16 protein-coding genes are annotated in these 18,791 nt (G+C 68.3%); 11 read left to right on the top strand and 5 right to left on the bottom strand.

Annotated features, from left to right (window positions below):
* The first annotated feature begins 3 nt into the window (after positions 1-3).
* From AC3WT6_RS16510 to AC3WT6_RS16470, 9 genes are all read left to right on the top strand, one after another.
* The gene (locus AC3WT6_RS16510) at positions 4-975 is read left to right on the top strand and encodes an ABC transporter ATP-binding protein (protein ID WP_492654703.1); all 972 of its coding nucleotides are present in this window, start codon (positions 4-6) and stop codon (positions 973-975) included.
* A 131-nt stretch (positions 976-1,106) separates the two neighbouring features.
* Entirely contained in the window at positions 1,107-3,629 is a 2,523-nt protein-coding gene (locus tag AC3WT6_RS16505) for a DUF1302 domain-containing protein (RefSeq protein ID WP_492654702.1), read from the top strand.
* A gap of 185 nt (positions 3,630-3,814) precedes the next feature.
* Positions 3,815-6,454, top strand: a complete 2,640-nt coding sequence (locus AC3WT6_RS16500) for a DUF1302 domain-containing protein (protein WP_492654701.1) — start codon at positions 3,815-3,817, stop codon at positions 6,452-6,454.
* Between the two features lie 175 nt (positions 6,455-6,629).
* Entirely contained in the window at positions 6,630-7,217 is a 588-nt protein-coding gene (petA, locus tag AC3WT6_RS16495; RefSeq protein WP_492654700.1) for a ubiquinol-cytochrome c reductase iron-sulfur subunit, read from the top strand.
* A 28-nt stretch (positions 7,218-7,245) separates the two neighbouring features.
* Entirely contained in the window at positions 7,246-8,508 is a 1,263-nt protein-coding gene (locus AC3WT6_RS16490; RefSeq protein ID WP_492654699.1) for a cytochrome b, read from the top strand.
* The gene (locus AC3WT6_RS16485; RefSeq protein ID WP_492654698.1) at positions 8,495-9,247 is read left to right on the top strand and encodes a cytochrome c1; all 753 of its coding nucleotides are present in this window, start codon (positions 8,495-8,497) and stop codon (positions 9,245-9,247) included. The genes AC3WT6_RS16490 and AC3WT6_RS16485 overlap by 14 nt, the downstream gene beginning before the upstream one ends.
* 113 nt (positions 9,248-9,360) lie before the next feature.
* Complete coding sequence (locus AC3WT6_RS16480; protein WP_492654697.1) at positions 9,361-9,930, top strand: glutathione S-transferase family protein; 570 nt, start codon at positions 9,361-9,363, stop codon at positions 9,928-9,930.
* A 66-nt stretch (positions 9,931-9,996) separates the two neighbouring features.
* Positions 9,997-10,431, top strand: coding sequence for a ClpXP protease specificity-enhancing factor (locus tag AC3WT6_RS16475; protein ID WP_492654696.1), 435 nt, complete (start codon positions 9,997-9,999; stop codon positions 10,429-10,431).
* Between the two features lie 103 nt (positions 10,432-10,534).
* Positions 10,535-11,533 (top strand): CE1 family esterase, encoded by a 999-nt coding sequence (locus AC3WT6_RS16470; protein WP_492654695.1) that lies wholly within the window; start codon positions 10,535-10,537, stop codon positions 11,531-11,533.
* 2 nt (positions 11,534-11,535) lie between these two features.
* Here AC3WT6_RS16470 and AC3WT6_RS16465 read toward each other — a convergent pair whose 3' ends face one another.
* From AC3WT6_RS16465 to AC3WT6_RS16450, 4 genes are read right to left on the bottom strand one after another with little or no spacing between them, the layout of a single operon-like run.
* Entirely contained in the window at positions 11,536-12,951 is a 1,416-nt protein-coding gene (locus tag AC3WT6_RS16465) for an FAD-binding oxidoreductase (RefSeq protein WP_492654694.1), read from the bottom strand.
* The gene (locus tag AC3WT6_RS16460; protein ID WP_492654693.1) at positions 12,926-13,519 is read right to left on the bottom strand and encodes a phosphoheptose isomerase; all 594 of its coding nucleotides are present in this window, start codon (positions 13,517-13,519) and stop codon (positions 12,926-12,928) included. Before AC3WT6_RS16460 ends, AC3WT6_RS16465 begins: the two co-directional genes overlap by 26 nt.
* Positions 13,516-13,899 carry a YraN family protein gene (locus AC3WT6_RS16455; protein WP_492654692.1) on the bottom strand — a complete coding sequence of 128 codons (384 nt, stop codon included), beginning with the start codon at positions 13,897-13,899 and terminating at the stop codon, positions 13,516-13,518. Before AC3WT6_RS16455 ends, AC3WT6_RS16460 begins: the two co-directional genes overlap by 4 nt.
* Positions 13,896-15,668, bottom strand: a complete 1,773-nt coding sequence (locus tag AC3WT6_RS16450) for a penicillin-binding protein activator (protein ID WP_492654691.1) — start codon at positions 15,666-15,668, stop codon at positions 13,896-13,898. Before AC3WT6_RS16450 ends, AC3WT6_RS16455 begins: the two co-directional genes overlap by 4 nt.
* A 38-nt stretch (positions 15,669-15,706) precedes the next feature.
* Here AC3WT6_RS16450 and rsmI point away from each other — a divergent pair, with 38 nt between their 5' ends.
* Together rsmI and AC3WT6_RS16440 are read left to right on the top strand one after the other, a co-directional pair.
* Positions 15,707-16,585 carry a 16S rRNA (cytidine(1402)-2'-O)-methyltransferase gene (rsmI, locus tag AC3WT6_RS16445; RefSeq protein ID WP_492654690.1) on the top strand — a complete coding sequence of 293 codons (879 nt, stop codon included), beginning with the start codon at positions 15,707-15,709 and terminating at the stop codon, positions 16,583-16,585.
* A 172-nt stretch (positions 16,586-16,757) separates the two neighbouring features.
* Positions 16,758-17,456, top strand: a complete 699-nt coding sequence (locus AC3WT6_RS16440) for a BPSL0067 family protein (protein ID WP_492654689.1) — start codon at positions 16,758-16,760, stop codon at positions 17,454-17,456.
* A gap of 12 nt (positions 17,457-17,468) precedes the next feature.
* Here AC3WT6_RS16440 and AC3WT6_RS16435 read toward each other — a convergent pair whose 3' ends face one another.
* Positions 17,469-18,740 (bottom strand): ATP-binding protein, encoded by a 1,272-nt coding sequence (locus AC3WT6_RS16435; protein WP_492654688.1) that lies wholly within the window; start codon positions 18,738-18,740, stop codon positions 17,469-17,471.
* Between the last annotated feature and the right edge of the window lie 51 nt (positions 18,741-18,791).

The raw sequence follows: 18,791 nt of genomic DNA, 5'->3' as shown, positions 1-18,791 counted from the left end.
GCCATGGCCCTGCTGGAAGTGGAAGGCCTGAGCATCGACTACCCGCGTGGCAGGGTGGTGGATGGTCTGTCCTTCACGCTGGAGGCCGGAGCCTGCCTGGGCCTGGTCGGCGAATCCGGTTCCGGCAAGTCGCAGAGTGCGCTGGCCTTGCTGGGCCTGTTACCGGCGCAGGCAAAAGTGCAGGGCGAGCTGCGCTTCCAGGGGCGGGACTTGCTGACTCTGGAAGAGTCTGCGCGCCGTCGCCTGCGTGGCAGTGCCATCGGCATGGTGTTCCAGGATCCGATGAGCAGCCTCAATCCCTATCTGCGCATCGGCAGCCAGCTGACCGAGATGCTGGTCGTGCATCGCGGCCTGGGGCAGGGCAGTGCCGAGGCCGAGGCGCTGCGCATGTTGGAGGCGGTACGCATCGGCGATGCCCGCCGGCGCCTGCGGCAGTATCCGCACGAGTTTTCCGGCGGCATGCGCCAGCGGGTGATGATCGCCATGATGCTGCTGCTCAAGCCGGCGCTGCTGATCGCCGACGAGCCCACCACCGCGCTCGACGTCACCGTGCAGGCCGAGGTGCTGCGCCTGCTGGCGGAACTGCGCCGCGAGTTCGGCCTGGCGCTGTTGATGATCTCCCACGACCTGGGCGTGATCGCCGAGATCGCCGACGAAGTGCTGGTGCTCTACGGCGGTCGGATGATGGAGCGCGGCCCGGTGCCGGTGGTGCTGGGACGGCCACGGCATCCCTACACCCAGGGCCTGATCGCCTGCCGCCCGCGGCTGGACAGTCCACTCGGTCAGCCCTTGCCGGCCATTCCCGGTGCGGTCGCCAGCGCGCGCGAGGCGAGGGCGGGCTGCGGGTTTGCGCCGCGTTGCGCGCTGGCGCGCGCGATCTGCCACCAGCGGACACCGGTCTGGACCAGCTTGGGAGACGCGCAGTCGGTGGCCTGCCATAGCGTGGTCGGGGCTTCGGAATTCAATGACGGCTAAGTCATTTTTTGCCCATTTTCAGAGGGCTTGGCTTACCATGCGCGGGCTGCTGAACAAGCGGTAAATTGCCGCCCCCTGCGGGCCGGCCGCCGCCGCAGCCCTGCACCGAGTCAGATCAAGAGGGAGTCCCCGTGTCACTGCCGTATCGCTATGCCGCACTTTGCCTGCTGGCGGCTGCCCTGCCGGCCCAGGCCATCGAATTCAACGTCCCCTACCGCGACGACGAGGTGAAGGGGGTGCTTAACACCGTCATCACCATGGGTGCGGCCTGGCGCATGCAGGAGCGCAGCGCGGCCCTGGTTGGCAAGTCCAATGTCGATCCGACCGTCTGCGGCATTCCCAACCAGTCTTGCCAGGCGGTGTTCCGCGATCAGCTGTATCCCGCGCAGACCCTGGTGGCGGCCCCCGGTCAGTATTCGCTGAACGCCGACGACGGCAATCTCAACTACGACCAGCACGACCTCGTCCAGGCGCCGCTGAAGATCACCCAGGATCTGACCCTGGCCTACGGCGACTTCGGTTTCTTCGCCCGCACCCTGTTCTTCCACGACTTCGTCAACGACGATTTTGAGGAATACCACCCGAACCGCATCACCGCCGAGAACGCCGCCAGCGTCGGCTACTCGTCCTTCAATCCGGGTTTCACGCTGCCCTATCCGGGCGCGCAGGTGTACGGGCCGGGCGCGGTGGTGCGCAATCAGCGCAGCGACAAGGAGGTGCTGCGCCAGGCCGGGCAGAACTACCAGCTACTCGACAGCTATGTGTACGGCAAGGTGCCGCTGCCGTTCAGCGACGAGAAGATGCTCAGTTTCAAGATCGGCCGCCAGACCGTGAACTGGGGCGAGTCCACCTTGCTGGTGATCAACTCGATCAACCAGGCGCAGCCGGTCAACGCCAACAACTTCATGCGCATCGGCACCCAGGTGGAGGAGGTGTTCACCCCGGTGGCGATGGCCTTCGCCAGTTTCGAGCCCTTCGAGAGCGCCACGCTGGAGGCCTTCTACCAACTGGAATGGCAGCCGGTGGAGGCGCAAACCCCGGGTACTTTCTTCTCGACCATCGACGTCGGCACCAACAACACCGGCGACTATGTGTTCGCCAGCTTCGGCGGCGCCGCCGAAGACCCGGACGGCCAGGCCTCCTTGCAGTACAACCCGCTGGCGCGCATCACCGACACCACCCTGCGCCTGCAGCGCCAGCCGGACCTGGAGCCGGAGGCCGCCGGCCAGTTCGGCGTCGCGCTCAAGTACTACGCCGAGAACATCAATTCCGGCAGCGAGTTCGGCTTCTATTTCATGAACTACCACTCGCGTCTGCCCTACGCGAGCTTCTTCGCCGCCGACGCCAGCTGCGCGCGTCGCGAGGGCAATGCCCTGGGCATCGACGCCTACGACACGCTCAGTTTCGTCGCCACCTGCCCGGGCATCCCGCAGCTGTCGGTGGACCCGAGCAATGCCAGTTCCAGCGCGGCCGCGCTCGATACCGCCAGCTTCATGCTGGAGTACCCGAAGAACATCCAGCTCTACGGCATTTCCTTCAACACCACGCTCGGTGATTACTCGCTGCAGGGCGAGGTGGCCTACCGCCCCAATCTGCCCTTGCAGGTGGATCAGGAAGATCTGGTGTTTGCCGCCTACGGCCCTACGCTCACCCGTTGCCACGACCAGAATCTGGCGCGCCTGGCGCTGCCGGGCCTGAATTTGAGCGCCGCCAGCACCGCGCTCAACAATCTGCTGTCCGGCCTGGGGCTGCCGGTGGGCGTGCCCAATGTGCTGCCGGTCGGCAGCGGCTGCGCCGGCACCACGGTGGGCATCGATACCAATAGCGCCTATCTGGGCACGCTCTACGGCCCCAGCGATTTCCTCGACGCCAACGGCAACAATCCCTACCCGGACACCTTCGATCTCGGCGTCGGCCATCTGCCGGGCTCGGCGCGCTCCTTCCCCAGCTTCATCATCCCCTACCGCGGCGGCGTGGTCGGCGAGAACGCGCCCACCGACCGCAGCAAGGCGCTGGACCCGAACAATCCGGGTTACATCCGCGGCTACGAGCGCTTTGGCGTCTACCAGTTCAACCTGGGCGCGACGCGGGTGCTGGGTGCTACCGAAAACCCCTTCGCCGCCGACCAGATCCTGCTGCTGGCCGAAGTGGGTTCCACCTGGGTGCCGGACCTGCCGCCGCTGGATCAGTTGCAGATCGAGGCGCCGGGCACCTTCACCCATGCCAGTGCCGGTGCCGACGGCTCGGGCGGCTATTTCACCGACGAGACCCGGCGCATGGCCTGTTCCACCAACCCGACCTGCTCCTACGGTGCCGATGGCGCGCGCTTCAACCCGCACCAGCAAGACCCCGAGGGCTATACCGACCGCTTCTCCTGGGGCTATCGGATGATCGCCATCTTCAAGTACGAGAGCGTGCTGCCGGGCATTTCGCTGCAACCCTTCCTGGTCTGGAGCCACGACGTCAACGGCACCGCGCCGGGGCCCGGTGAGAACTTCGTGCAGGGTCGCAAGACCGTCTCGGCCCTGCTGGAGACCCGCTACAAGTCCAGCTTCTCGTTCAACCTCGGCTACACCTGGTTCACCGGCGGCGGCAGCTACAACCTGCTGCGCGATCGCGACTACGCCCAGGTGTTTGCCAAGTACCTGTTCTAAAGCGACTCAAGCGCTTGTGAAAAAGGACGCCGCTGGCGTCCTTTTTCTTTTGCGTCTCGTATTGCGGCTGGTCGGAAGCTACTGCTACCTTCGCTGAACAAACAGACGCTGACGTCATGGCGTCGTAATTCCATAGAGTCCGTCACACGCGGACCAGTGCGTAGGCAGATTGAGGAGGAGAGAGCATGGGGTACCGTCTTGGACGTTCCGGGCCGCTGTTGGTCCTGTTCGCGATGTTGGGCTGGCTGGGCAGTGCACAGGCCATCGAATTCACGCTGCCCTACGGAGACGAGGGCATCACCGGGGTGCTCAACTCCACCATCACTGCCGGCGCCCAGTGGCGCATGCAGGAGCGCTCGCAGGCACTGGTGGGCAAGGCCAATCTCGATCCCAATGTCTGCGGCCGCCAAGCCAATGGCTCGGCGCTGTACCAGTCCTGCCAGGGTCTGTTCCGTACCCAGACCTATCCGGCGGCGCGGCTGTCGGAGGTGCCGGGGCAGTTCTCCAACAATTTCGACGACGGCAATCTGAATTACGACAAGGGTGACCTCACCCAGGCGCCGATCAAGCTCACGCAGGACTTGACGCTCAACTACGGCGACTACGGCTTCTTCGCCCGCGCGCTGTATTTCTATGACGTGGTGAACAACGACTTCACCGAGAACCACCCCAACCGCATCACCCAGGACAACTACCTGCAGGTTGGCAATGTGGTGACCGCGCTCGACAACCTGCCGTTGCCGCGCTCCGACTCGCGCCCCTGTGGCGACCGCAATCCCACGCCCGGCGTGCCTTGCAGCATCCTCTATGGCCCGGGCGGGCAGGTGAACAGCAAGCGCACGGACGCCGCGACCCTCCGGCAGATTGGCCAGAACTTCCAGTTGCTGGACGCGGTGTTCTACGGCAAGGCGCCGCTGCCCTTCGACCGCGAGCTGACCTACAAGCTGGGCCGCCAGACCATCAACTGGGGCGAGTCCACCCTGCTGGTGATCAACTCGGTCAATCAGGCCCAGCCGGTGAATGCCAACAACTTCCTGCGTACTGGTTTCGCGGTCGAGGAGGTGTTCACGCCGCAGACCTCGGCCTTCGGTAGCTTCGAGCCCTTCGAGAACGCCACCATCGAGGCCTACTACCAGTTCGAGTGGCAGCCGGTGGAGATTCCGGCGCCGAGTTCCTACTTCTCGTTTGCCGATCTCGGCACCGACAACGCCGGGGACTTTGCCACCATCAGTTTCGGTGGCGCTGCCGAAGACGCCGACGGCAAGGGCCGGCTGCTCGACAATCCGCTGTCCGGCCTGACCGATACCAGCCTCACCGCCGAGCGCCTGCCGGACAACGAGCCGGACCGCTTCGGCCTGAGCAACCAGTACGGCATCTCCCTGAAGTACTACGCCGAATGGCTCAACAGCGGCACCGAGCTGGGTCTGTACTTCATGAACTACCACTCGAAGCTGCCCTACATCAGCACTTACGCTTCGATCAATTCCTGCGGCCGCTATTCCCGCAGCAGCACTCAGTTTCTGGCCGATTGTCCCAGCATCCCGCTGCTGGCCAGCCTGACCAATCCGAACGACCCTGACTCCTACCGCATCGATCCGGCCACCGGCCAGACCAAGACGGTCAACGATTATTCGGCGGTGCCTTTCGACAGCGCCAAGCTGCAGTTCGAGTATCCGAAGAACATCCAGATGCTGGGTGTGTCGTTCAACACCACGCTTGGCGACTATTCGATCCAGGGCGAGGTGGCCTACCGGCCCAACATGCCCTTGCAGGTCGATCTCGAAGACCTGCTGTTTGCCGCCTTTGGTCCGACCCTGTCGCTGTGCCAGAACCCCACCGTCGGCGGCACGCCCTGCGCCGGCACCGGCAACGGCACCGGTCTGGCTCTGGGTGCCTTGCCGCCGGAATTACAGGCGGTGCTGGGGCCCTTGGTCGAATCCCTGGGCGGCGACATCAATGCCATCGGCGGCATTGGCACCGATGCCAATGGCAATCCGGTTCTTTACCCCAGCAGCGACTATGTCATCGACGCCAACGGCACTCCGGGCGCGTACAACGACACCTTCGATCTGCTGGTCGGCCACATGACCGGCTCCTCGCGCTCCTTCCCCAGCTTCATCATTCCCTACCGGGGCGGGGCGGTGGGCGAGAACCCGGGCAGTGACATCACCAGGCCTTACGATCACAACAATCCCGGCTACATCCGTGGCTACGAGCAGCTGGGGGTGTACCAGTTCAACTTCGGCGCCACCCAGGTGCTGGGTGCTACCGACAACTGGATCGGTGCCGACCAGATCCTGGGCGTGCTGGAAGTGGGCGCCACCTGGGTGCCGGACCTGCCGCCGCTGGACGTGCTGCAGTTCGAGGCGCCGGGCACGCTCACCCATGCCAGCGCCGGTGCCGACGGCTCCGGCTCCTACTACACCGACGCCACCCGCCGGCAGGCTTGTTCGACCAACCCGACCTGCTCCTACGGCCCGGACGGCCTGCGCTTCAACCCGCACCAGGCCGATCTCGATCTCTTCCCGGACAAATTCTCCTGGGGCTATCGCCTGATCAGCATCATCCGCTACGAGAGCGTGTTCCCGGGCATCAGCTTTCAGCCGCAGATCATCTGGCAGCACGACATGAACGGCACCGCGCCGCAGCCCCTGGACACCAACTTCGTCGAGGGCCGCAAGAGCGCGGCGATCAACTTCGAGATCCGCTACAAATCCTCGCTGTCGATCAACCCCGGCTACACCTGGTTCACCGGCGGCAAGGGCGCGTCGAACATGTACCGCGACCGCGACTTTGCCCAGCTCTACGTCCGCTATCAGTTCTGAGCGCTGACGCCTCCCCGCCCGCGGGCTTTGCGGCCTGCGGGCGGGGTGTCTGCCCGGTGACGTCGCCCCGGCCGCGCCGCTATACTTGCCGGGTTTCGGGATTGCGGCCCGCTTCTTTCCCCGCCGCAGGCCAGTTCCCAGCCAAGTTTCTGAATTCCAGCGAGGGTATCCGTACATGAGCACCGAAGGCGTCGACACCAGCCGCCGCCGCTTCCTCACGCTTGCCACGACGGGCATGGGTGTGGTGGGCGGCGCCGCCGTGGTTTGGCCGTTCCTGGCCTCCCTGAGGCCCAGCGCCAAGGCGCAGGCGGCCGGTGCGCCGGTCACCATCGATCTGACCGCGGTCGAACCGGGCCAGAAGATCAGCGTCACCTGGCGCGGCAAGGCAGTCTGGGTGGTGCGTCGCACGCCCGAGATGGTCGCCAGCCTCGACAAGGTCACCGCCGACCTCACCGACCCCGAGTCCAAGAGCTCCTTGCAGCCGGACTACGTCAAGGGCGTGGGCCGCTCGATCAAGCCGGACGTGCTGGTCACCATCGGCAACTGCACCCACTTGGGCTGCATTCCGACCTTCCGCCCCGAGCACCCCGCTCCGGACATCCATCCGCACTGGGAAGGTGGCTTCTTCTGCCCCTGCCACGGCTCCAAGTTCGACCTCGCCGGCCGCGTCTACAAGGGCTCGCCGGCGCCGGTGAATCTGGTGATCCCGCCGCATCGCTTCGCCAACGACCTCACCGTCGTGATCGGCGAAGACCAGGCCTAAGAGTTTCGCGAGCGAGTTTTAAAAAGACATGGCCATTGTTCCCAATCCGTACAAGACCACCGGCTTTCTCGGCTGGATCGACGACCGCTTCCCGCTGACCAAGCTGTGGAAGGATCATCTCTCCGAGTACTACGCGCCGAAGAACTTCAACTTCTGGTACTACTTCGGCTCGCTGGCGCTGCTGGTGCTGGTCAATCAGCTGATCACCGGCATCGTGCTGACCATGCACTACAAGCCGGGTGCCGAAACCGCCTTCGACTCGGTCGAATACATCATGCGCGATGTGCCCTGGGGCAACATCATCCGCTACATGCACTCGACCGGCGCCTCGGCGTTCTTCATCGTCGTGTTCATGCACATGTACCGCGGCCTGCTCTACGGCAGCTACAAGAAGCCGCGCGAGCTGATCTGGGTGTTTGGCGCGCTGATCTTCCTGGTGCTGATGGCCGAGGCCTTCTGCGGCTACGTCCTGCCCTGGGGCAACATGAGCTACTGGGGCGCGCAGGTGATCATCAGCCTGTTCGGCACCATCCCGGTGATCGGTCCTGACGTGGTGATCTGGGTGCAGGGCGACTACTCGCCGGCCGATGCCACCCTCAACCGCCTGTTCTCGCTGCATGTGATCGCGCTGCCCTTCGTGCTGGTCGGCCTGGTGGTCGCCCACCTGATCGCGCTGCACGAAGTCGGCTCCAACAATCCCGACGGCGTCGAGATCAAGAAGCACAAGGACAAGGCCACCGGCATCCCGCTCGACGGCATTCCCTTCCACCCGTACTACACGGTGAAGGACATCGTCGGCGTCACCGTGTTTTTGATGATCTTCAGCGCCATCATCTTCTGGGCGCCGGACGGCGGCGGCTACTTCCTGGAGAAGCCGAACTTCACCCCGGCCAGCGCCATCAACACCCCCGCGCACATCACGCCGGCCTGGTACTTCGGCAGCTTCTACGCGATTCTGCGTGCGACCCCGCCGCTGTTCGGTTCGGCGCTGCCGGGCGTGATCGCCATGTTCGGCGCGGTGCTGGTGATCTTCTTCGTGCCCTGGCTCGACCGCTCGCCGGTGAAGTCGATCCGCTACAAGGGCCCGCTGTTCAAGATCGCCCTGACGCTGTTCACGCTCGCCTTCCTCGCTCTGTCCTACTACGGCATGCAGCCGCCCAGCCCCATGGGCAAGCTGGTGTCGCAGATCGGCAGCATCGTCTATTTCGCCTTCTTCTTCCTCATGCCCGTCTACACCAAGATGGACTCCTACAAGACCGAACCGGAGCGCGTGACCCATGACGCTCACTAAGATTCTCGCCTCCGGCCTGCTGGCACTGGCGGGCATCGGCGCCTCCGGCGCGGCCCTGGCAAATACGGGCGGACCCGAGCTGCAGTATTTCCGCGCCGACACCGGCAACCTGCCGTCGCTGCAACGCGGCGCGCGCGACTTCATGGCCTATTGCTCCGGCTGCCACGGCCTGAAGTACCTGCGCTACAACCGCGTCGCACAGGACCTCGGGATCCCGGAGGAACTGCTCAAGGCCAACCTGATGTACACCACGGACAAGCCGGCCGACGTCATCGTTTCGGCGATGCCGGCAGCCGCGGTCGATTGGTTTGGAGTGCAGCCGCCGGATCTGTCGCTGTCGGCCCGCGCCCGTGGCGCCGACTGGGTCTACACCTATCTGCAGAGCTTCTACCTGGACCCCAGCCGCCCGGTCGGCGTCAACAACACCCTGCTGCCGGGTGCCGCGATGCCGCATGTGCTCTGGGAGTTGCAGGGTCTGCAGGTTCTGGCCGCGCATGACCCGGAAGCTGCCGCCGCCGGCGAGCACACCGCCAAGCTCTACGAGCAGGTGCAGCCGGGCAAGCTCTCACCCGAGGAGTACAAGAAGTTTGTCGGCGACCTGACCAACTTCCTGGTCTACGCCGCCGAGCCGGGCCGTAACCACCGGATGGCTTTCGGCTGGAAGGTGCTGGCTTTCCTCTCGGTCTTCTTGGTGCTGGCCTACGCCTTGAAGAAGGAATACTGGAAGGACGTCCATTGAGATCCACCGCGCGGGCCGATCGCCCGGCGGCTCGCTAGTCGAGCTGCCGCGCTATGAGTAGCCTGCGTCGTCCTCGCAATAGCCTGCCTCCCAAGCCCGCGCCGGTCGCGGGCTTGATCCTTTACGCCGGCAGCGATCTCTGGAGCGACTGGACCCGGCTGATCTTCGCCGAGAAGGATGTGGTCGATTCGCGGGTGGATCGTCTGCGTCCCGGCGCGCCGCCCAATGAAGACCTGCTGGTGCTCAACCCCGAGCAGCGCCTGCCGGCCCTGGCCGACCGCGAGCTGCTGATCACCGGCGCCCGCGTCATCGCCGAATATCTGGAAGAGCGCTACCCGCACCCGCGGCTGATGCCCACCGACCCGGCCGGGCGGGCCAGGGCGCGGATGGTGCTGGAGCGTTTCGAGCAGGAGTTGTTTCCGCTGCTGGCGGAAGCCGCCGGCGACAAGGCCGCGGCCAAGGCGGCCCGCGTCAAGCTCGCCCAGAGCCTTACCGTCAGCGCCCGTTCGTTCAGCGCCCGCGGCTGGTTCCTGGGGCCGGAGTTCAGCCTGGTCGATAGCGCCTGGGCGGTTTGGCTGCAGGGCGTGTTCGCGCGCGGCATCGAGCCGCCCGAGCCGGTGCGCAACTACGCCGAGCGTCTGGCGCAGCGGCCGGCGGTGCGGCGCTTCTTCACCGGCCGCTGAAAGCCGGCACGGTCGCCGGGCGGGCCGGCTATCCTTGGCGCACCTACTGGTTGCTGAACTGCCCTCGTGTCGAAAACCCATCGCTCCCGTCGCCCCTATCTGATCCAGGCCATCTACGACTGGGCCGTGGACAATGGCTATACGCCGCATGTACTGGTGGCCGCCGACTATCCGGGCGTGGCAGTGCCGCGCCAGTACGTGCAGGAAGGGCGCATCACGCTCAACCTTTCGCCGATGGCGGTGCAGTCCATGCATCTCGACGAAGATCCGCTGTGGTTTTCCGCGCGCTTCTCCGGCCGGCCCTTTGAAGTGGTGGTCCCGTCCGGCGCGGTGCTGGCGATCTTCGCCCGCGAAAACGGCGAGGGCCTGGTGTTTGGCGAGGTGGAGCCGCCGGAGGGGGAAACTGCGGCCGAGCCGGGTGCCGATACCGTGGTTTCCCAGGACGAACCGCCGGAGCCGCCCAAGCCCAAGGGCCGCGGTCATCTGCGAGTGGTCAAGTAACGGCGTCACCGGGCGGCGGAGCCGTTCAGCAGCCAGCCATCGGCAGCGCGGATACCTTATGGGCTAGGGTAGTGGTCACCGCCCGCCTTCTGTGAGGACTGTCATGCGCCAACACGGTATTCAGCAGTTTCGGTCGCTCTTCCTACTCGGCGCGGCGCTGGCACTGAGCGCCTGCGGCGGTGGCAGCGGCTCGGGCTCCGACGGTGGCGGCGGCAACACCTATGTGAGCGGCCCTACCGACGCCGATAGCGCTACGGTCAGCCTGCAAGGGCGAAACCTGACCCTGGCGCGCGGCACCGAGGCCGGCCTCGAGTACCTCAGCCACGGCGGGCTGACCCGCTCCTATGTGGTGATCCGGCCGCAGTCGCTGAGCAGCGCGCAGCCGGTGATGGTGCTGCTGCACGGCAACTCCGGGACGCCGCAGGGCATGGCCAACATCGCCCGGATCAGCGAGCTGGTGGCGGCTCGGCAGGCGGTGGTCGTGCTGCCGGAGGCGGTGGACGCCCGCTGGTCGGAAGACCCCGCCGACAGTCGCGGCATCGACGACGTCGGCTTCATCAGCGCACTGGTGCAGCGCCTGCGGGCTACACCCAACGTCAACGGCCAGAAGCTCTATCTCGCCGGCTTTTCCAATGGCGGCGCCATGGTCCAACGCTATGCCTGCGCCAGCCCAGCCAGCTTTGCCGCCTTTGGTGTGGTCGCAGCGGTGCTGCGCCCGGGCATCGCCGCCGCTTGCGCCAGCAGCCCGGCGCGGCCGATTGCCTACATGCTCGGCACCCTGGACCCGGTGGTGGCTTTCGACGGCATCAGCGGCTTCTCCTCGGCGGCCACCTCGGTAGCGCACTGGGTCGATGCCCAGGGCTGCACCGGCGAGAGCAGCGAAGCGCTGCCGAATGCCGCGCTCGACGGCACCACCACCGATCTCACCCACTACACCGGCTGCGCTCAAGGCAATGAGCTGCGCTTCTACAAGATCAACGGCGGCGGCCACGCCTGGCCGGGCGGCACCTTCCAGGGTCTGTCCAGCAGCATCGGCCTGACCGCGCAGGACTACTCCGCCACCGAGGCGTTCTGGGATTACTTCGGCGCCTACCGCAACTAGCGCTACGCGAGCGTCGCCGGCAGCGCCTTGCCGGGATTGAGGATGCCCAGCGGGTCGAACAGCCGCTTCACCGCGCGCATCTGTTCGAGGCTGTCGGCATCCACCTCCCAGCCGACGTAGTCGCGCTTGTCGATGCCGACGCCGTGCTCGCCGCTGAGCGTGCCGCGCAGCGACAGCACCAGCCGGAACAGCGCCGCGAGGCAAGCCTCGATGCGCGCCATCTGCGCCGGGTCGTCCGGGTTGGCGAGCAGGTTGACGTGGATGTTGCCGTTGCCGGCGTGGCCGAAGCAGACGATGGGCAGGCCGTATTCGCGGGACAGCGCCTGCACACCCGCGATCAGTGCCGGCAACTGGGTGACCGGCACCGCCACGTCCTCGTTGACCTTCTTCGGTGCCAGCTTGCGCAGGCTGGGCGACAGCGCCTTGCGGCAGGCCCAGAGCGTCTCTGCCTCTTCGGCGCTGCCGGCGCTGCGCAGCTCGACCAGCCCGGTGCCGCTCGCCGCCGCCTCGATGGCCCGCACCGTTGCCGGCAGCGTCTCGGCTTCGCCATCGGCCTCGATCAACAGCAGCGCACCGGTGCCGGCGGGGATGCCGGTGGGCCGGTAGTCCTCGGCCAGCCGCACCGCCTCGCCGTCGAGAAACTCCAGCGCGGAAGGGATCGCCGGTTGGCCCATGATCCGCGCCACCGCCTCGGCGGCGGCGGCGACATCGATATAGGCCGCGCGCAGCAGACGGGTCTGACTGGGCTTGGGCAGCAGCTTGAGCGTGGCCTCGGTGATGATCGCCAGGGTGCCCTCGCTGCCGATCAGCAGACGGCTCAGGTCGTAGCCGACCACGCTCTTGCTGGTGTAGGCGCCGGTGATGAGCGTGCGGCCCTCGCCGGTGACCGCCTTGAGGCCGAGCACCGCGTCGCGGGCGGTGCCGTACTTCACCGCGCGTGGCCCGCCGGCGCCGCAGGCGAGGTTGCCGCCGACAGTGCTGAAGGCGGCGCTGGTCGGGTCCGGCGCCCAGAACAGGCCGTGCTGGCCGGCCGCGGCCTGCACCGCGCCATTGAGCGCGCCGGCCTGGCAGCGCAGCAGGCGGTCGCCGGGCGAGACTTCCAGGATGCGGTCCATGCGTTCCAGCGACAGCACCAGACCGCCGGCCAGCGGCACGCTGGCGCCAGTGGTGTTGGTGCCGCGTCCGCGCGCGGTCAGCGGGATGCGGTATTGGCGGCAGAGCTGCACCACCGCGGATACCTGCTCGTGACTGTCGGCAAAGGCCACCGCCTGCGGCAGCCTCAGCCGCCGCGAGTTGTCGTAGCCATAGCTCAGGCAGTCGGCGGGATCGGTCAGTAGCGCCGGCTCGCCCAGCAAGCCGCGCAGCGCCGCGACGAAGGCCGCCGGCAGCGGCTCAGGGCCTGGGGTAGAGGAGCTCATCCAGGGCGTCGCAAAGGCAGTGCAGGAACAGCAGATGCACTTCCTGCACGCGGGCGGTGACGGCGCTGGCGGCGCGCAGCTCGACGTCCTCGCCCTTGAGCATCCGCGCCATCGCGCCGCCGTCCTTGCCGGTCAGCGCGATCACGCTCAGGCCCTTGGTCTGTGCCGCCTCGATGGCCTTGACCACGCTGGGCGAGTTGCCGGAGGTGGAGATCGCGAGCAACAGATCGCCGGGCCGGCCTAAGCCGCGCACCGCCTTGGCGAATACCTGCTCGTAGCCGTAGTCGTTGGCGATGGCGGTGAGCTGCGAGCTGTCGGTGGTGATGGCGATGGCGGCGAGCTCCGGCCGCTCGCGCTCGTAGCGGCCGACCAGCTCGGCGGCGAAGTGCTGGGCATCGGCGGCGCTGCCGCCGTTGCCGCAGGCCAGCACCTTGTGGCCAGCGTCGATGCGTGCCGCCAGCAGGCGCGCGGCGCGGGCGATGGCGGGCAGGGCGGTATCCAGGGTCGCGCGCTTGGCGGCGAGGCTGGCTTCGAAATGACCGCGCAGGCGGTCCTCTAGGGAGCTCATGCGAGATCGTCCATGGAAAAGGCGGCTTGCAGCCACTCGCGGTGGCCGTCGGCCTCGTAGGCCAGCACGTCGAAGCGCAGCGGCGCCTCGGCCTGGCGCGGATGCTGTTGCAGCCAGGCCAGGGTGGCGGCGGCGATGCGCCGCTGCTTGCGGCGGTCCACCGAGCCGGCGGCGCCGCCGTAGCCGGCATGGCCGCGCTGGCGCACCTCGACCACCACCAGGGTGTCGCCGTCCTGCATCAGGAGGTCCAGCTCGCCTCGCGGGCAGCGCCAGTTGCGTTCCAGCGTGCGCAGGCCACGACTCAGCAGATAGCGCTCGGCTTCGCGCTCGGCATCCTGGCCGCGCGCCGCCGCCAGTCTGGCCTTGAGCGCGGCGATCACTCGCCGCCCTCGTCGCTGACCGGATTCGGCGCCACCAGCGTGGTGCAGCTCAGCCGCCGGTGCAGGGCGGCGTCGGCCTCGATCACCAACTCGCCGGTGAGGCCGGGGATGGCGCTGCCCGGCGCCAGGCCCTCGCTCTGCATCCGCCGGGCGAGGTTGTAGGCGTCGTAGCCGAGGGCGAACAGCCGCTGGGCGTCGGCGCTGCGCGGGTTGACCGTCGCCAGCGTGCCGCGCAGATCGGCGAGCGGGCCGCTGGTCTCCAGCCGCCAGGGCGCGTCGCAGACGCGCAGGCCGCCGAGATCGGCCGGGCCGGCGTCGGCCGCCGCCGCCGGGGCGTAGGTGGCGATGCGGCCGGCGCGGAAGTAACGCAGCTGCGGCCAGATCAGCTTGGCCTGCGCGGCGCGGGCGCCGATGAAGATCACGTCGACATCGCCGCGCGGCCGCGCCGCCGACTCGGCGCGGATGCCGATGTTGGCGAGCTGCTTGGCGCGCTGCTCGGAGGCATCCAGCGCCAGCAGCTGCTTGAGGCTGGCGGAGAAGTCCACCGTCGAGGGCGCGAAGCGCGCTTCCGCCAGCACCCGGCCACCGCGTGCCTCCAGCTGGCTGCGAAAGGCCTGGGCCACGCGCTCGCCCCAGTCGCCCTGCTGACTCAGGATCAGGGCACGCAATTGCCCGGCACCGGCGGCGTCCTCGGCGGCGGCGCGCGCCTCGTCCTCCGGCGCCAGGCCGAAGGGGGTGAGGCCGGCCGGCGGGCTGCGGCCGGCGTCCAGGTAGTTGAGCGCCAGCGTCGGCAGCCGCAGCGGCGAACCAGCGAGGGCGGCGACGTCTTCCTTGCGCAGCGGGCCGATCAGGAGGCCGGCGCCGGCGGCGATGGCCGCTTGCTGCGCGACTTCCAGCCCCGGCACCACGTCGTGCACGCTCAGCGCCGGCGCGTCAGGCCCGGCCTGCTGGCGCGCCGCCTCGGCACCGGCGCGCAGCGTCTGTGCGGCGCCGGCCAGAGGGCCGCTGAGCGGCAGCAGCAGCGCGTAGTGGCGAGCGCCGCCAGCCGCAGGCGCGGTGGCAGGCGTGTCGGGCAGAAACAGCGCCGGCAGCTGGTTCTGGCCGGGATGGCCGGGGTGGCTGGCCTGCCAGGCTTCCAGCGCCAGCAGGGGCGCGCCGCCGCGGGCCAGCTGGGCCAGCTCGATCCAGCCGCTGACCAGGGGATTGCCACTGGCGACCTCGCCTTCCGGCAGCGTCGCGCGGCTGAGCTCGGCCCACAGCGCCTGCTGATTGGCCTCGCGCGCCTCGGGGTTCAGCAGCGGCTCGCGGGCGACCCGGCTGGCGGTGCCGCCAACCGCGTCGCCGAGCGCGAACTGCGCCTGCGCACGCAGCGCCAGGCCCTCGGCCGCGAGCGGTGTATCGAAGCTGGCCGGCAGCGCCTGCAGGGCGCCGTTGGCGTCGCCGAGCAGCAGCCGGGCGCGGGCGCGCAGCAGACCGGCGCGCTGGAACTGGCGGTTGTCCAGCGAGGCCGGCGGCAGCTTCTGCAGCAGGGGATCGACGCCGGCCGGTTCGCCGGCCGCCATCAGGGCTTCGGCGGCGGCGAGGCTGTAGTCCACGCCCAGGCCGCCCTGGGCCTGGCGGGCGGCATCCTGGTAGAGCCGGCTGGCCTCGCGGTACTCGCCGCGCGCCGCCGCGGCCTGGGCGGCGGCGGCCGGGCTCTCGGCCAGGGCGGGCAGGGAGGCGTGCAGGAGCAGGGCCAGCAGAGCGGCGCGGTGGAACGCGGTGTTCATCGCTAAAGTATCGCACGCCCCTTAAGACCTCCCCGCCCGTGACCACCGTCGAAGAACCGCTGCTGCCCGGCTGCCTGTACGTGGTGGCGACGCCGATCGGCAACCTCGGCGATCTCTCGCCCAGGGCGCGTTCGGTGCTGGCGCGGGTCGATGGCATCTGCGCCGAAGACACTCGCACCAGCGGCCAGTTGCTGGCGCAGTTCGGCATCCACCAGTCGCTGCTGGCCTTGCACGAGCACAACGAGGACCGCATCGCCGCCCGGGTGGTCGCCGACCTCGCCGCCGGCAAGACCCTGGCCCTGGTCAGTGATGCCGGCACGCCGCTGGTTTCCGACCCCGGCTATGCGCTGGTGAAAGCGGTGCGCGAGGCCGGCGGCGAGCTGCGCGCCATCCCCGGCCCCAGCGCCTTGATCGCGGCGCTGTCGGTGGCCGGTCTGCCCACCGACGAATTCCGCTTCGCCGGCTTTCTGCCGGCCAAGCCCGCCGCCCGCCGCGAGCGCCTGCGCTCGCTGGCGGCCGAGACCGCCACCCTGGTGTTCTACGAGGCGCCGCACCGCATCGTCGAATGCGCCGAGGACCTGGCCAGCGAGCTGGGCGCCGGGCGGCTGGTCTGCCTGGCGCGCGAGCTGACCAAGCGCTTCGAGCAGAGCGTGCGGATGCCGGCCGGCGAGCTGGCGGCCTGGCTCAAGGCCGACGACAACCACCAGCGCGGCGAATTCGTGCTGGTGGTGGCGGGTGCGCCGGCGGGCGAGGCGGCGAGCGCGGTTTCCGCCGAGCAGACGCTGCGGCTGCTGCTCAAGGAACTGCCGCCCTCGCGCGCCGCGCGGCTCGCCGCCGAACTCACCGGTGCCAAGCGCAAGGCCTTGTATGAATTGGCTTTGCAGCTGGGCGGCGAGGCGCCGGAAGCGGCCGACTGAGGGTCGCAGCTCTGGGCGGATGCGGTCTGTGGATGGCAGTTTCTACTAGCTCATAAAATCAGCTTATTCCTGATAAATCCTTGACCCGGAATCCGTGTAGCCATTAAGGTCCGGCACCATTCTTGCGAAATCGAGCCGGTGTCTGACCTCAGCGCGGCTTTGGAGATCAAAGATGCGAGTTTTCTCCCTGGTCGGGAGCCTCTTTCTCGGCCTTAGTTTGACCAGCTTTGCACTGGCTGCCCCAGCAGCCACCGGTGCCGCAGGCGCGCACGCCAGCTCGGCCCAGGTGTCGGTAAAGAAAGTTTCGTCCAAGCCCGCAAAAAGCAAAACCAAGTCGCGCGCGCAGCGGCCGGCCAAGGCCCGTCAGGCGCTCGCCCACAAGGCGCTGCCGGCGGCCGCCGCCAGCGCGCCGGTGGTCGCCACCGAACTCGCCGACCGCAGCCTCGACGGCCATTCCGGCCTCTCGCCGGAGCGGGTCTACGAGGGACTGTTGCCTACCGAGGGTGTGGAGGTGGCCTACCCCAGCTTCGCCAACAGCGCCGGCCGCACCGAGTGCGTGGAGCTGATCAAGGGTCTGCTCGACGCCCCCAGCACCCGCCAGTGGCAGGAAGGCCGCAAGCTCAAGCCGCACGCCAAGGACATCCAGCCCGGCACCGCCATCGCCACCTTCGTCAATGGCCGCTATCCGCAGACCCGCCGGCGCGGCAACAAGCACGCGGCGATCTTCCTGCGTGCCACCGAGCAGGGCATCTACGTGCTCGACCAGTTCGTGCACCAGCAGCGCGCCCAGGAGCGCTTCATCCCCTGGCACAACCCGCGCGACCGCCGCGCCGCCAACAACGCCAGCACCTATTCGACGGTGCGCTGGTAGCCAGGCCCGCGCTCAGCGCGAGCGGCGGTACACGCGCCCGTCCGGCGCCCGCAGTTCTGGCACGGTATCGCCCCGACTCCGCCGCTGCGCCCAGCGCTGCCAGAACGGCGTGCCGGCGTAGTCGAAGTCGATGCAGGCCTGCACCAGCGCCGGCTGCTCCCAGGGCACGTCGTGGTGCGCGCTCGCCAGCGCCGGATCGTCGGGATTCTTCAGCCAGGTGCCGGGGAACATCGCTATCTGGCCGCGGCTGGTGAGCGCGGGCCGGTCGGCAATGGCTCGTCCCAGCAGCTGGCGGCTGAGCGCCGCCACCAGATCGCAGCCCGGCCCCAGCGCCAGCGCGCTCACCGGCGTCGCACGCGGATTCACCTCGATCAGATAGGCCCGGCCGCTGCCGGCCTCCAGCATGAAGTCGAAGCCGCAGAAGCCAGAGAGGCCCAGGCGCCGCACCAGGCGGCTTGCCGCCTGCTCCATCTCCGCATGCTCGACCGGCTGGATCAGCGTCGCCGCGCCGGTGGCATTGAGTGTCGCCAGCGCCTCGACGCTGCCGCCGGCCAGCACCTCGCCCCGCCAGCAGGCGACCGCGCGGTTGGCCGGGCGGCCGGCGATGTACTGCTGGGCGATCAGGCCCTGGCTCTGACGGTCGCGCAGCTGGTCGAGCAGGAAGTGATCGTGATTCACCAGCAGGCGCTTGAGGATGCGCAGCGCGCTGGGCCTGGCCGATACCGCGCGGTAGGCCGGCTCCAGCTCTTGCGCATTGCGGATGATCGCGACGCCGGTGCCGCCGAAGGTGCCGTCGGCCTTGAGCACCAGCGGCCAGCCCGGCTGCCGCCGCTGCCAGGCCTGAAGGTCGGCCAGGCTGCGGATTTCCGCGGTCTCCGGAATACGCACCTGCTCGGCCCGCGCCGCCTCCATCAGCGCCTCGCGGCGGGTGGCCTGCAGGCAGGCGTCCGGATTGCCCAGCGAGTGCGCGATCAGCGTGCCTAGCGCCGGCCGCTGCTGCGTCACCCGGTGCAGGCGCACCACCGCGCTGTCATCGCAGGGGATGATGTAGTCCGGCGCGCCCTGCTCGATGGCGGCAATCAGCGCCGCCAGTGGATTGAGCAGGCTGTAGGGGTGCAGGCGTCGCACGGCCGCACTGGCGCCCAGCACATGGCCGCGCGGAGCGACCGCCTCCACCTGCCAGCCGGCGGCGGCGAAGGCGTTCGCCAGCCGGGCTGAGAACGGCCAGTGCTGGGTGGCGACCAGCAGCAGCTTGGACGGCGCCGGGACTTCGGTTGTGGTCATTTGCTTGGGCCGTGAGTATCTGGTCTGTCTGTCGGCGATTTGACTGCATGT

This window comes from Stagnimonas sp. FW305-C-60 (assembly GCF_058782965.1).
The sequence above is the reverse complement of the archived record's forward strand: the minus strand, read 5'-3'. Positions and strand labels throughout refer to the sequence as shown.

Coding starts and splice junctions, on each gene's coding strand:
- AC3WT6_RS16485 (WP_492654698.1), top strand. CDS start 8,495: ATGACGCTCACTAAGATTCTCGCCTCCGGCCTGCTGGCACTGGCGGGC.
- AC3WT6_RS16465 (WP_492654694.1), bottom strand. CDS start 12,951: ATGAGCTCCTCTACCCCAGGCCCTGAGCCGCTGCCGGCGGCCTTCGTC.
- AC3WT6_RS16460 (WP_492654693.1), bottom strand. CDS start 13,519: ATGAGCTCCCTAGAGGACCGCCTGCGCGGTCATTTCGAAGCCAGCCTC.
- petA (WP_492654700.1), top strand. CDS start 6,630: ATGAGCACCGAAGGCGTCGACACCAGCCGCCGCCGCTTCCTCACGCTT.
- AC3WT6_RS16490 (WP_492654699.1), top strand. CDS start 7,246: ATGGCCATTGTTCCCAATCCGTACAAGACCACCGGCTTTCTCGGCTGG.
- AC3WT6_RS16440 (WP_492654689.1), top strand. CDS start 16,758: ATGCGAGTTTTCTCCCTGGTCGGGAGCCTCTTTCTCGGCCTTAGTTTG.
- AC3WT6_RS16450 (WP_492654691.1), bottom strand. CDS start 15,668: ATGAACACCGCGTTCCACCGCGCCGCTCTGCTGGCCCTGCTCCTGCAC.
- AC3WT6_RS16435 (WP_492654688.1), bottom strand. CDS start 18,740: ATGACCACAACCGAAGTCCCGGCGCCGTCCAAGCTGCTGCTGGTCGCC.
- AC3WT6_RS16500 (WP_492654701.1), top strand. CDS start 3,815: ATGGGGTACCGTCTTGGACGTTCCGGGCCGCTGTTGGTCCTGTTCGCG.
- AC3WT6_RS16470 (WP_492654695.1), top strand. CDS start 10,535: ATGCGCCAACACGGTATTCAGCAGTTTCGGTCGCTCTTCCTACTCGGC.
- AC3WT6_RS16510 (WP_492654703.1), top strand. CDS start 4: ATGGCCCTGCTGGAAGTGGAAGGCCTGAGCATCGACTACCCGCGTGGC.